At 42.6% G+C, this 12,258-nt stretch carries 12 protein-coding genes; 6 read left to right on the top strand and 6 right to left on the bottom strand.

The annotated features are described in order from the left end of the window. The 3 genes from V7K25_RS31390 to V7K25_RS31400 form a co-directional block, all read left to right on the top strand. A partial coding sequence (locus V7K25_RS31390; RefSeq protein WP_335163810.1) for a Get3/ArsA fold putative tail anchor-mediating ATPase NosAFP occupies window positions 1–1,095 on the top strand: 1,095 nt, incomplete at its 5' end. 85 nt (window positions 1,096–1,180) lie between these two features. Next, the gene (gene chlG / locus V7K25_RS31395; protein ID WP_335163812.1) at window positions 1,181–2,227 is read left to right on the top strand and encodes a chlorophyll synthase ChlG; all 1,047 of its coding nucleotides are present in this window, start codon (window positions 1,181–1,183) and stop codon (window positions 2,225–2,227) included. Between the two features lie 83 nt (window positions 2,228–2,310). Beyond that, window positions 2,311–2,598, top strand: coding sequence for a hypothetical protein (locus V7K25_RS31400; RefSeq protein ID WP_335163814.1), 288 nt, complete (start codon window positions 2,311–2,313; stop codon window positions 2,596–2,598). Between the two features lie 72 nt (window positions 2,599–2,670). Here the strand turns inward: V7K25_RS31400 and V7K25_RS31405 are convergent, their stop codons facing one another. The 4 genes from V7K25_RS31405 to V7K25_RS31420 all read right to left on the bottom strand — a co-directional run bounded on the left by V7K25_RS31405 (window position 2,671) and on the right by V7K25_RS31420 (window position 6,875). Then, entirely contained in the window at window positions 2,671–3,630 is a 960-nt protein-coding gene (locus tag V7K25_RS31405; RefSeq protein WP_335163816.1) for an MDR/zinc-dependent alcohol dehydrogenase-like family protein, read from the bottom strand. Window positions 3,631–3,737: 107 nt separating this feature from the next. Continuing rightward, on the bottom strand, window positions 3,738–4,313 hold the full coding sequence (locus tag V7K25_RS31410; RefSeq protein ID WP_335163818.1) for a hypothetical protein: 576 nt from the start codon (window positions 4,311–4,313) through the stop codon (window positions 3,738–3,740). A 209-nt stretch (window positions 4,314–4,522) separates the two neighbouring features. After that, window positions 4,523–5,350 carry an inositol monophosphatase family protein gene (locus tag V7K25_RS31415; protein WP_335163820.1) on the bottom strand — a complete coding sequence of 276 codons (828 nt, stop codon included), beginning with the start codon at window positions 5,348–5,350 and terminating at the stop codon, window positions 4,523–4,525. A gap of 91 nt (window positions 5,351–5,441) precedes the next feature. Further along, on the bottom strand, window positions 5,442–6,875 hold the full coding sequence (locus V7K25_RS31420; protein WP_335163822.1) for a BCD family MFS transporter: 1,434 nt from the start codon (window positions 6,873–6,875) through the stop codon (window positions 5,442–5,444). A 276-nt stretch (window positions 6,876–7,151) separates the two neighbouring features. On the opposite strand from V7K25_RS31420, the gene V7K25_RS31425 reads away from it, so the two are divergent. The 3 genes from V7K25_RS31425 to V7K25_RS31435 all read left to right on the top strand — a co-directional run bounded on the left by V7K25_RS31425 (window position 7,152) and on the right by V7K25_RS31435 (window position 10,156). Continuing rightward, on the top strand, window positions 7,152–7,973 hold the full coding sequence (locus V7K25_RS31425) for an Rpn family recombination-promoting nuclease/putative transposase (protein WP_335163824.1): 822 nt from the start codon (window positions 7,152–7,154) through the stop codon (window positions 7,971–7,973). Between the two features lie 734 nt (window positions 7,974–8,707). Beyond that, window positions 8,708–8,932, top strand: coding sequence for a hypothetical protein (locus tag V7K25_RS31430; protein ID WP_292715583.1), 225 nt, complete (start codon window positions 8,708–8,710; stop codon window positions 8,930–8,932). A 276-nt stretch (window positions 8,933–9,208) separates the two neighbouring features. Continuing rightward, window positions 9,209–10,156: an aldo/keto reductase gene (locus tag V7K25_RS31435; RefSeq protein WP_335163826.1), complete on the top strand. Its 948-nt coding sequence runs from the start codon at window positions 9,209–9,211 to the stop codon at window positions 10,154–10,156. A 163-nt stretch (window positions 10,157–10,319) separates the two neighbouring features. Here the strand turns inward: V7K25_RS31435 and V7K25_RS31440 are convergent, their stop codons facing one another. Together V7K25_RS31440 and V7K25_RS31445 are read right to left on the bottom strand one after the other, a co-directional pair. Continuing rightward, entirely contained in the window at window positions 10,320–11,849 is a 1,530-nt protein-coding gene (locus tag V7K25_RS31440; RefSeq protein WP_335163828.1) for a DEAD/DEAH box helicase, read from the bottom strand. Window positions 11,850–12,078: 229 nt separating this feature from the next. After that, a partial coding sequence (locus V7K25_RS31445) for a TRAM domain-containing protein (protein WP_335163830.1) occupies window positions 12,079–12,258 on the bottom strand: 180 nt, incomplete at its 5' end.

Below are 12,258 nucleotides of genomic sequence, written 5' to 3' on the forward strand. Positions count from 1 at the left end.
CTAATATTGACATTTTTGGGCAAAGGCGGCACCGCTCGTACCAAAATTGCGATCGCCGCCGCCAAATTATTGGCAAGTCAAGGCAAGCGCGTACTCCTCGCAGGACAAGCAGAACCAACATTGTCAATTCTGCTCGGTACTCCCATTGCAGCCGATCCCCAAGAAATCGCTCCCAAATTGCAAGTAGTCCAGTTTCAAGCATCTGTACTACTAGAACGCAATTGGGACGAAATAAAGAAACTTGAAGCGCAATATCTCCGCACGCCCATATTCAAAGATGTTTTTGGTCAAGAACTGGTAGTATTGCCGGGGATGGACAATGCCCTAGCCCTGAATGCTATCCGCGAATATGATGCCAGTGGCAAATATGATGCGATCGTCTATGATGGCACGGGTGACTCTTTAACATTGCGGATGTTGGGTTTGCCAGAATCTCTCAGTTGGTATATCCGGCGATTTCGGCAATTGTTTGTCAACTCCGATTTGGGTAAGACGATTACTGAATCACCCTTAATTCAGCCGCTCATTAGCAGCTTTTTCAATATCAACTGGACAGCAGATAACTTTGCAGCACCCACTAACCAAGTTAATAATTTCTTAGAAAAAGGGAGAGCCGCTCTTGCTGATCCTAAGCGTCTCACTGCTTTCTTAGTTACCACAGAAGATCCGATTGAGATAGCAAATGCTCGTTATTTATGGGGTAGTGCTCAACAAATTGGTTTAACTGTTGGTGGTGTTCTGCTTGTGTCTACTGAGACTAATGCCAACCTGTCACAGGAATTTATCCCTTTACCTGTGAGCGTTGTTCCCGACTCGTCAACAGGTGACTGGCAACCACTAATAGACGCCCTACCCAATTTTGAAGCACAAGCTCTACAGGCTCCCAAACCAATTGAAATAGACATCCACAATCGTCAAGTACGCTTATTCTTGCCAGGTTTTGACAAAAAGCAAGTCAAGCTTACCCAATATGGCCCAGAAGTCACGGTAGAAGCAGGAGATCAGCGACGAAATATTCCCTTACCTCCGGCTCTCAGTGGCAGACCCGTTGCTGGAGCAAAGTTTCAAAATAATTATTTGATAATTTCGTTTTAATTTAGTTAGGAGTTAGGAGTCAGGAGTTAGGAATAAAACAATAATTTATAACTTCTAACTCCTTACTCTAAAAAAAATACGCTTTATGTCAGAATCAACTCCCATTACCCCAGACCCTAACCCAGCTGAGGCATTAGACTCAGTGGTAAATAATTCCAGCGAAAAAGCAATGGCATCTGCCGATCGCAGTGCGAAAACTAGGCAACTGCTGGGGATGAAAGGTGCAGCGTCTGGGGAAACTTCAATTTGGAAAATTCGTTTGCAGCTAATGAAGCCGATTACCTGGATTCCCCTAATTTGGGGCGTAGTCTGTGGTGCGGCTTCTTCTGGTAACTATACTTGGACACTAGAAAATGTGTTGAAGGTAGCAACCTGTATGCTGCTGGCTGGGCCATTAATGACAGGTTACACCCAAATCCTCAATGATTACTACGATCGCGAAATCGATGCCATTAATGAACCCTATCGCCCGATTCCCTCTGGGGCAATTCCCCTACCCCAGGTAATTATTCAGATTTGGGTATTACTAATTGCTGGTATTGCTTTGGCATTTGCGCTGGATGTGTGGTCTGGTCATGAATTTCCGACAATTACAGCGATCGCGATCATAGGTTCTTTCATCGCCTACATTTATTCTGCACCTCCTCTGAAACTAAAGCAAAACGGTTGGCTAGGTAGCTACGCCTTGGGTGCAAGCTATATCACCCTACCTTGGTCTACAGGACACGCTTTATTTGGCGATCTCAATTCCACAATCGTAATTTTGACAATGTTCTACAGCTTGGCTGGATTGGGTATTGCTATCGTCAATGATTTCAAGAGTGTAGAAGGCGATCGCCAGCTAGGATTAAATTCACTACCCGTAATGTTTGGTATCACTACTGCGGCATGGATTTGTGTAGTAACTATTGATGTATTTCAAGGATTAATAGCTGCTTATCTCGTCAGCATCCATGAGAATTTGTATGCAACAATACTAATACTCTTAATTATTCCGCAAATCACATTACAGGATATGTATTTCCTGCGTGACCCCGTGAAAAATGATGTTAAGTACCAAGCGAGCGCCCAACCGTTCCTTGTTCTAGGAATGCTTGTCACTGGTTTAGCGCTGGGTCATGCTGGCATTTAAATGATACTTCCATAGTAAGAAGTTAGGAAGTAGGAGTTAGGAGTTAATATACTTCTAGCTCCTAATTTGTATCAGGAAATGCTGTGTTGGAACTGATATCTTTCCTTATTCATGGGATTCAACCTTTTTTAGTCCCCATTTGCTTTGTCGTTGCTTGGACTGTAACAATTCTCGCTGTTTTGAGTCTCTGGACGGCGGCGCGAGATAGTGTAACTACAGCCAAACAAATGCATCAAATCCCCTGTAGTGGTTGCCAATTTTTTACCGACAATTACCGTCTTAAATGTACTGTACGCCCATCTATTGCCAATACAGAAGAAGCAATCCATTGTTTGGACTATCAACCGAAGACGAATCCTTATTTATATTAGGGATTCGCTACTGGGGGAAGCAGAGGAGTAGAGAAGAATAACTATGCCCAATGCCTAATGCCCAATGCCCAATCACAATTGACCAATCTCTAACAATATCTTTAAAACACCACGACTCTGAGCATGTTCAAAAGCTGCAAGCCCTTCAATGAGGGGGTAACTGGCATGAATGAGAGGTTGCACATCAACTTGTCCTGTAGCTAGTAGCTGGAGGGCTGGGGGAAAGGGGCCACACCGAGAGCCAATGAGGGTAATTTCATCCACTACTAAGGATGAAACATCCAGGCTGAGGTTGCCAGCATAAGTACTTTTAAGCACTAATGTACCACGGGGACGTAGAGCGCGACGGGCGATCGCAAATCCTTCCGGGTTGCCAGTACATTCTACTGAGATATCAAAATATCCATCTGTAACAGTGTCGACTAGACTCGTTTTAATCCCTCGTACCTCTAAATTAGCCAGTTTGTCTCGATGACGCCCCACAGCTAAAAGTTCACAGCCAGTTAAGGCAAGTGTCTGGGCTACTAACTGCCCTAGTTTGCCATCTCCAACCACTAGCACCCGATCATTTGGATGCAATGCCACTTGCTGCTGAATTTCTAAAGCTGCTGCTATAGGTTCAGTAAATGTTGCTACTTCTGTTGGCACATTATCAGGTACTAAATGTAAGTTCTCTATCGGCAAACAGAGATATTCACCAAAGGCTCCATTTCGGTTGACAATACCAAGAACTGTGCGATTTTCGCAGTGAGTTGGTTGTCCAGTAAGACAAAACCGACAATGCCCACAAACAGCATTGATTTCTCCAACTACACGTTGGTTAACTAAGTGTTCTGGCCCTTGTTCAACAACACCGACAAATTCATGCCCTAAAATACCAGTGTAGGGATAGTAGCCTTTAAGTAGTTCCAGGTCAGTGTTACAGATACTCGCATGCAAGACGCGCACTAAAGCTTCTCCTTGTGGTGGTTCAGGAATAGGAATATCGGTGCGTAATTGCAATTGGTTGTTTTCGAGCCAAAGTCCTTTCATTTCTCTTCACGTCCTTTGCCGAATTATTTTGTCATACGACTTTCAAAAATTTTTACAAAATAATCAATTGGTTGTATGGGAGTACAAAAGTATGCCTCTACCCATGCCTATGTCTCTGTAGTAGGTATTTCTTTAATAATATTGGTTGTATCAACTTTGCTTAACCAAGTAACCAGATCGTCTGAGTCAAGTGCTATCTCACTTCCTAAAGTTTTGATATAAAGAAGTCCGTCGCTAATAATTAAATCTCTAATTGGATACCATGAATCTCGTTTTCTAATCAGAAGCTCCAACGGAATCCCTAGTCTTGAAGTATACTTGCGATATTTCCACCAAGCTCGCCATAAAAGTACACATTTAGTACAGTGCATCTCATAACCTTTGGGAACTTCGCAGTATTGATACTGATAGAAACCCCGACTATCCACTTCTCCTTTAAGGAGATAACTAGATTCTGCTAATGCCTGATTTATCAATTCCCACTGGGATGATTTTGGAGAAATCGAGAATTCAGATAGTGTCTTAGATAGCTGGACGGTGGCAATCACACCTTCGGCTTTTGCTATCAGTTGGTTAGTGTTATAGACTGTTTGGGCTGTCAAAGCAGGATTTGACAACAAAACTTCTTTTTTATGAATAGAGTTTTGCACAAACTCTCGAATTAAATCTAGATTAGACAACATAAAATTATTTATACTAAGTTAAGCAGTGTGATGGAAGCCACAACTGTACTTAAATTAGTTGCTACACTGTTATTGCACTAAAAGCAGGATTATTACCAGCTTTATTTCTCTGTCTGACTAGGACTTTCTTTACTTTAATTTCGGCTATGTCGCCGCTCACTAGGCTAGTTAACAAAATTAGTGTGTTAGATACACAATAAATTATTATATTAAATTTTTACGCTTTCGAGAAAAGGTTGAAATACCGGAATTAATTCGGGGCGACTAACTACAAGGGTGGGAAAAGAGCGATCGCTATAATCTTCTCCCGGTGACAAGGGAAATGGTTCTGACTTCAGCGAGAACCATACCCCACCAGCAGCCTGGACAATTACCCAAGCCCCGGCTAAGTCCCAAACTTTTGGTGTCGCTTCAATACCACCGAGAGTAGCCCCAGTGGCAACTGTCAAAAAGTTATAGCTAGCCACACCCAACATCCGAATTTTGCAAGGAAAGCCGTTTTTGATAGCTGCGGTGCTACGGGAACAGAGGTTAAAAAAGTGATTGTTGCTGGGACTATCTATACTAGTATGGATGGGGTGGTTGTTGAGAAATGCTCCTGTTGGTGTTGCTAAACCAGATGAACCTGCCCAGAAACCATGAAAAGCTTGATTCAAGGTTGGTGCGTAAACATAACCAAAAATGGGTGTGCCTCGATACAGTAAACCCAGAGATATTGTCCAGATGGGAATACCGCGTGTGAAGTTGGTTGTGCCATCTAGAGGGTCAATTACCCAGCACCACTCAGTACCAGGAAATGACTGATCGCTCTCTTCGGTCAAAATGCCGTAACCAGAGAAATTAGAAGCGATACCTTCGGTAAGCTTCGCTAACGCATCCCGAATTTCCTGATCCGCCCATTTATCTGCTTGCGTCACCAAACTACCATCAGCTTTTTGGTCAGCCTGTACTTTCCCAAAATCTTGCATTAGCTGCTTGCCGACTCTGGTAGTGGTAGTTTGAGCAAAATCTAGAATTGTTGTCCAAAAATCATTCATTGGTTATTAGTCATTTGTCATTTGTCATTGGTCATTGGTCATTGGTCATTGGTTATTTGTCTCATGCCCAATGCCCCATGCCCTATACAGTTTAGTCTAAATCGCTTTCTAAAACTGAGGCGATCGCTTGCTTGGTACTTGTTTGAAATTCTGTGATGTTCACCCGATTCAAAAACCAAATCGATAGCACCATTCCCACAGCTTCTAGAACAAATACAAGTCCATAAGCTAACTCTAGGCTTGGTAAAAACTTGCGTCCAATATCCAAAACTGTACCTCCGATGACTACCGCCACACCTCTAGAAAGGGACTGCGCTAATCCCCATGCCCCAATAAACGTACCTGCCGCTTCTGCTGCGGTAAGATCCAACATCAAGCTAATTGCTGCTGTAGTTAAGAAACCTGCGGCTAAACCGAACAAGAACAAACCTAGTTTGAGAACTGCTGCATTAGCTGTGAATCCTGATATACCCAGCAATATTGTACAGAATGCTACCAACATACAGCCTAGACGTGCAGTTCTGCGCTTACCCAAACGCGGGACAATGTAAAACCCTGTAACGCCATAGGCAATTAGTAGACCTGTTCCATAGAAAATATTTAATTTGGTACTTTCCGCTAGGGGCATTTTAAACACTTGACCCGCATAAGGTTCCAAAATTGGGTCTTGCATAAACAAACTGATAGTCATGACCAGTAAAAAGGTGAAAAATATACCTGTTTGTGGGCTAGCTGTCAATATTTTCCAAGCATTGCCTAGAGTAATACTGTCTTCCCGGTTCACCAGAGTGGAACGGGTTGAGTATTGGGAGTACTTTTTTTCTACACCGAATGTGGCTGCGATCGCTAAACCAAATACAATTGCTGGGACGATAGTAAACAATCTGTTGATTGCTGACTGCAAGGTTTCTACGGTTGCTTCTGGCGTTAACTGTTTCAGCAAGCTGGCACTAATAATTGCCCCAACAATAATCCCCACCATTAGCATCGACCAAACCACACCGACTACTTTAGAACGGTTATCTTCTTCAGATATATCCACTAATAAAGCAGCAAAAGCAGTACCGCTAGCACAAATTCCTAGACCGTATACAGCAAAAACTAAAGCCAAAAGTGCTGTCCAACCGATTGTTTGGGTTGTCCATACCCAAGCACCTGCACTATTTCCAGCAAGATTCATCTGCCACATTACTTGTATAGCTAAAAAGGCTGCGATCGCAAATATTGCCGCGCCCACCCAAACATAAGCTGTGCGGTGGTATCCCCATAACGGCTTGGCATCGGAAATCTGACCGAACCAGACACGCGAAGGAGCAACAAATAAGGGTAGTGCTAGAACTACTGAAACTAGCGTCGCCGGAATTGCTATTTCTTGAATCATGACTCTGTTGAGTACCCCCAGAGTCAAAATTGACATCATGCTCAACCCCATCTGAAATAAACCTAGCCGGAACATGGTCAGCAGATTTACCCTTGGCACAGATAGGGATTTTGTTTTGGTATCAAATACTTCACCACTTGCCATAGCTACTTTTTCGTATGATTTATTAGGATTTAATCTCTCTCTTTAAATAAAGATAAACCCTACCCGCTCTAAATCAGCGAATGAAAAGTGGAAGTTGCGATGGCTTCTCTTCGAGACGCTACGCGAACGCCCGCCACAGGCATCGCAGTTATTTGGCAAGCAGTTATACGCCTCGATTAGCGCCAAGTTAGGATTAATCTTTATGGCTTGGTTGTAATCCGCGATGTCTACGACGGGCTAGGCCTACGCATAACGAGAGAATTTTAGGATGAAGTAGTGAAACGAGACTCTATTTACTATCAAATTTTTAAGCGTTTTCCTGGTTTACTTTTTGAACTGGTTGATAATCCTCCTCTGCAAGGGCAAAACTATCGATTTGAATCAGTTGAAGTTAAAGAAACCGCTTTTCGCATCGATGGTGTGTTTTTACCTCCAGAGGATGCAACATCCAAAGCGATCTTTTTTGCTGAAGTTCAATTCCAAAGAGATGAAGCTCTTTACCATCGGTTCTTTACCGAATCGCTGATGTACCTGAACCGGAATCGTTTTCAGTACGATGACTGGTTCTGTGTGGTAATTTTTCCATCACGCTCTTTGGAACCAAGCGATCAAAAAACTCATCGAATATTTCTCAACAGCGACCAAGTGCAGCGAATCTATTTAGATGAGTTAGGCGCGACTAATCAGCAGCCAATAGGCATCAACTTAATGCAATTGACTCTAGCATCGGATGAAGTGATGGCAGAGCAAGCAAAGCAATTGATTGAGCGGGTAAAATTAGAGGAAACGGACACACTGCCGAAAAACGAAATACTAGACATCATCACCACAATTGCCGTTTATAAGTTTTCGACCTTGAGTAGAGAGGAAGTTGAAGCTATGCTAGGACTCACTTTGGAGCAAACAAGAGTTTATCAGGAAGCGAAAGCCGAGGGTCGGGAAGAAGGTCGAGAAGAGGGTCGAGAAGAACGGGAAGCTGAAATGTTGAAACTTACCGTCCCTCTGTTACTAAAAACAGGGATGAGTGTGGAACAGATTGCTCAACACCTCAATGTTGATATAGAAGCTGTCCAGATCGCCGCACAGCAAAACACATAGAATGGACATTTCATGTCTGTTGTCATATTTTTGCAAAATGAGGAGAGCTTGATTAAAATCCTCAATTGCATTTTTATGGTTTCCAGAGCGATCGCGCCAAAATATGACAGATTAAGATGTTCATAACTTCATCGGGGTTGGAACTTGGTAGGATGGGACTCAAGTCTCTAAAGTTTGCATAACACTTCTACACTTACTACCTTGAAAAATTGTTATGCTGCGTCCTGGACAACTAAATTTTCGCTTGAGTTGGGGAATACTAAAACTATGTATTACTTTTTATATTTTCTAGCTGTGTTTGTTTATAACGTAAATCATTAGTAGTATTGAGCTTTGGATAAACTCTGACTATAAGTGCAGATTGTCCAGGGTTAACCCCTTAATAAATCACGCTATTAAATCTCCATTTATTAACTAGATACAACAGCTTAAGAGCATTGCCAATACGACACTTCTGACCGATTTCCCACTTTTGAACTGTTGATAGACTTGTATTCAAAATAGCAGTAAATACTGCCTGACTGATAAAAGATTTTGAAGTAAACCTAATCGTAACTTTTATTAAATTTCTGGTATTGTGCTGTAACTTTATCGGATACAATCAAGCCAGATAAAAATATCAATGTGAAAATGTGGTTTTAACTACGCTATTCCATTGAATTAGTAAGATAAACTTGCCGTATGTATGTCATCAAACTACTTAGCTTCATCTAGTAATCAAAAAGGCATAAGCAATGACTAAAGAACCAGTCAAAGTAATATTATGGGAAGAAAATCAAAAAGATTTTCTAAAAAAATTCTACGATCTCCAATTTACTCCCAGAGTAGGAGAGGAAGTTTACCTAAAAAAGGAAAGATGGAAAGTAACTAGAGTTGAGCATGACGTAGAAATTAGTGAGATTAATGTCTACATGGAATTAATCAAAAAAGCCAAGCAGGATAAATCATCTAATTCATAAATACAAGTAAATACACTCAACTATTATAAAAGGGAGGCTAAGAACCTCCCTTAATTCTGAGAATAGATATATTGTCAGGTGTAATTTGTAAATTTTTATGCAAACTGCGATATCTATGACGGGCTACGCCTACCCACTACCCACAATCAATAGTTGTGGGTAATTGATAGCGATCGCACTCTCTTAAATACCACATCAACTTCCCCATACCCAACCTTAATCTGTAACGATAGACTATAAAAGTAAAGAAATGTAAATAAACTAAATTTTGCAGCCGTGGAAACCATCACATTGGGGCAAAATGGCCCATCTGTTACACCCTTGTGCATAGGCACTTGGGCTTGGGGTGATAAACTATTTTGGAATTATGGCGATCGCTATGGTCCAGAACAGTTACAAGAAGCCTTTACAGCAGCCTTAGAGGCTGGTGTTACCTTCTTTGATACTGCTGAAATCTACGGAATGGGAAAGAGCGAGAAATTTTTGGGACAATTTCTGCAACAGACACAACAACCTGTGCAAATAGCCACAAAATTTGGCCCTGTACCGTGGCGATTTACAGCCCAATCCGTCTCTGATGCTTTAACAGAGAGTCTCAAACGCCTACAACTTGATCGAATAGCCCTGTACCAAGTGCATTGGCCTTTTGCTTTCTTTTTAAGCCAAGAAACTTTGATGAATGCTCTAGCGGATGAAGTGAAGCGGGGTAGAATTGCTACAGTCGGTGTGAGCAATTACTCAGCAGAGCAAATGCGGGACGCGCATCAAATATTGGCGGCCCGGGGAGTGCCTTTGGCTGTAAACCAAGTGCGCTATTCTTTACTCACTCGTCAAGTTGAAAGCAAAGGTATTATCGCAACTGCCCGTGAGTTGGGTGTGACTATTTTAGCTTACAGTCCTCTAGCACAGGGATTACTTACTGGGAAGTATAGTATTGATAGTACTGAAATCCCCACTGGTGCAAGGAAAATAGACCCGCGATTTAAGAAAGAAGGGCTGCAAAAAATTGCCCCAGTTATATCTTTGCTACGCAACTTCGCAGAAAAATACGATCGCACTCCTGCCCAAGTTGCTCTCAACTGGTTAATTGCTCAAGGTAACGTTATTCCGATAGCTGGGGTGAAGACAGCCGAACAGGTACGGCAGAATGTTGGTGCTTTGGGCTGGAAATTGAGCGACGATGAAATTGGAGAATTAGAACAAGTTAGTCGTCCTTGGCTGTAGTATTTTTAAACCGTCTAAAAAAGCCAAAAAGTCAAGAGTATAAAGTCAAAATCTTAACTCTTGACTCTTAACTCTCAACTCTCAACTCTCAACTTTGCTAATTTTTAGATTTGGATTTTGGATTAAAGGAAAAATCTAAAATCCAAAATTAATTAACTCTAGACTAAGAAGCTGATTCCCTAGCTGTAGGTGAACCTATCTTTTTACTAGGAGATGCAGAAGAATCCTGTCCACTTGTCCGCAGTTTGGGCTTGGGAGAAGAATGTCTTTCTTCTCCATTGCTGCTATCTGATTTCCATGCAGAACGGGGACGATCGCTCGAAGATTCACGGCGCTTACCGAGTCTTGGTTTGGGAGCGGAGGATTCCTCTTGGGGAATTTCCACGTCTGAACTCAACCAAGCGGGACGAGTTTGATCGTAAGCGATTTGCAGTGCAGCTGCGGCGATCGCTTGAGCATCGTATTCTTCAATCAGTTCGCTGACAATTGGCAAGAATGAAGCCAAACGCTCACCTGTCAAAGCTTCTCGCACCTGTTCTTGCAATTTCAGAATGTGTCGCGCTTCAATCTGGGCGCGTGTGGGAATGGTCAGCAATTGCCAACTTTGGCGGTTATGGCGTTCAAATGTTTGCTGCTTGCGCCGCTCAAATGGCTGTACTAAAGAAATTGCTGTTCCTTCTTTACCAGCACGACCAGTACGACCAATGCGATGGACGTAGGTTTCTACGCTATCGGGTAAGTCGTAGTTGATCACATGGGAGAGTTGATCGACATCTAAGCCTCGTGCTGCAATATCAGTTGCTACCACCCAGCGAACTTGACGGTTACGGAATCTGATCAATAACCGTTCCCGCGCTTGTTGCGACAAGTCCCCGTGGTATTCATCGACACTGTGACCAGCAGATTGTAACTGACTGGTGAGTTCTGCGGCTGTGCGTCTGGTGCGGACAAAGATTAAAGCTGTTTCTGGATCTTCCATTTCCAGAATTGGCTGTAAAGCCTTGGCTTTTGTCCAGTGGCGGGGGATCAGGTAAGCTACTTGATTGATTTTGTTGGGAGCAGCTTTTGGCTGTTCAACGGTGACAGTTGCAGGCGATCGCAAGAACTTGTTCACCAGCATCCGAATCGATGGTGGCATTGTTGCGGAGAATAAAGCTGTTTGGCGATCTACAGGCGCTTGAGAGAGAATTTTTATCACATCATCAATAAAGCCCATGCTCAACATTTCATCGGCTTCATCCAACACAAACCACTTCACTTGATCCAGCTTTAAACAGCCGCGATCGAGCAAATCAATTACCCGTCCTGGAGTGCCCACAACCATGTGAACGCCACGTTTTAGTTGTAACATTTGGCGATCAATTGATTGACCACCGTAGATTGCTAACACCCGCAATCCTTCATTACCGATGAACTGGGCGATCGCATCGTGAACTTGCATCGCTAATTCACGAGTTGGCGTTAAAACTATGGCTTGCACGGCTTTTTGATTAATATCTAGCCGCTCTAAAATAGGCAGTGAAAATGCTGCCGTTTTGCCTGTTCCTGTTTGAGATTGACCTACTACATCACGACCGCCTAGCAATTGGGGAATTGCTTGCACTTGAATGTTAGTGGGTTCGGTAAAACCGATTTTTTCTAGTTGTTCGACACGTTCTTGGGAAATGCCTAATTCTTGAAATGAAAGAGTCATTAATTCGTCCTAAATTTTATCTAAGGATTTTGGATTAGTCATTAGTCATTAGTGATTAGTCATTAGTCATTAGTCATTGGCTATTAGTGAGCCAAGGGCGGGCTAAATCCGCCAAAGTTTCAGGTAAACCCTCATGAAAACTGCTATTAATGCAGCATTGACCTTAGTAGAAGGATGAATCTGTAAGGGTCATTTAATAAAGCACAAAGAACAAAAGACAAATGACAATTTAGTTATTGACTACTTGACCATAGAGGTCGTATGTATCAGCGTGGTGAATCGCTATTGGCACGATGGTTCCTAATTTTGCCTGGCCTTTGACATACACCAGGCCATCAACCTCTGGGGAAAATCTACCTGAACGACCGATTAATTCACCACTTTCAGGATTTTCTTGCTCAATCAGGAC

Origin of the sequence: Nostoc sp. (genome assembly GCF_036919495.1) — a bacterium.
In the GTDB taxonomy this organism is placed as follows: Bacteria; Cyanobacteriota; Cyanobacteriia; order Cyanobacteriales; family Nostocaceae; genus Nostoc.

What these genes read in the sequence shown, in the direction of transcription:
- V7K25_RS31420 (WP_335163822.1), bottom strand. Translation starts at nt 6,875, where the DNA reads ATGGCAAGTGGTGAAGTATTTGATACCAAAACAAAATCCCTATCTGTG.
- V7K25_RS31430 (WP_292715583.1), top strand. Translation starts at nt 8,708, where the DNA reads ATGACTAAAGAACCAGTCAAAGTAATATTATGGGAAGAAAATCAAAAA.
- V7K25_RS31410 (WP_335163818.1), bottom strand. Translation starts at nt 4,313, where the DNA reads ATGTTGTCTAATCTAGATTTAATTCGAGAGTTTGTGCAAAACTCTATT.
- V7K25_RS31440 (WP_335163828.1), bottom strand. Translation starts at nt 11,849, where the DNA reads ATGACTCTTTCATTTCAAGAATTAGGCATTTCCCAAGAACGTGTCGAA.
- chlG (WP_335163812.1), top strand. Translation starts at nt 1,181, where the DNA reads ATGTCAGAATCAACTCCCATTACCCCAGACCCTAACCCAGCTGAGGCA.
- V7K25_RS31415 (WP_335163820.1), bottom strand. Translation starts at nt 5,350, where the DNA reads ATGAATGATTTTTGGACAACAATTCTAGATTTTGCTCAAACTACCACT.
- V7K25_RS31405 (WP_335163816.1), bottom strand. Translation starts at nt 3,630, where the DNA reads ATGAAAGGACTTTGGCTCGAAAACAACCAATTGCAATTACGCACCGAT.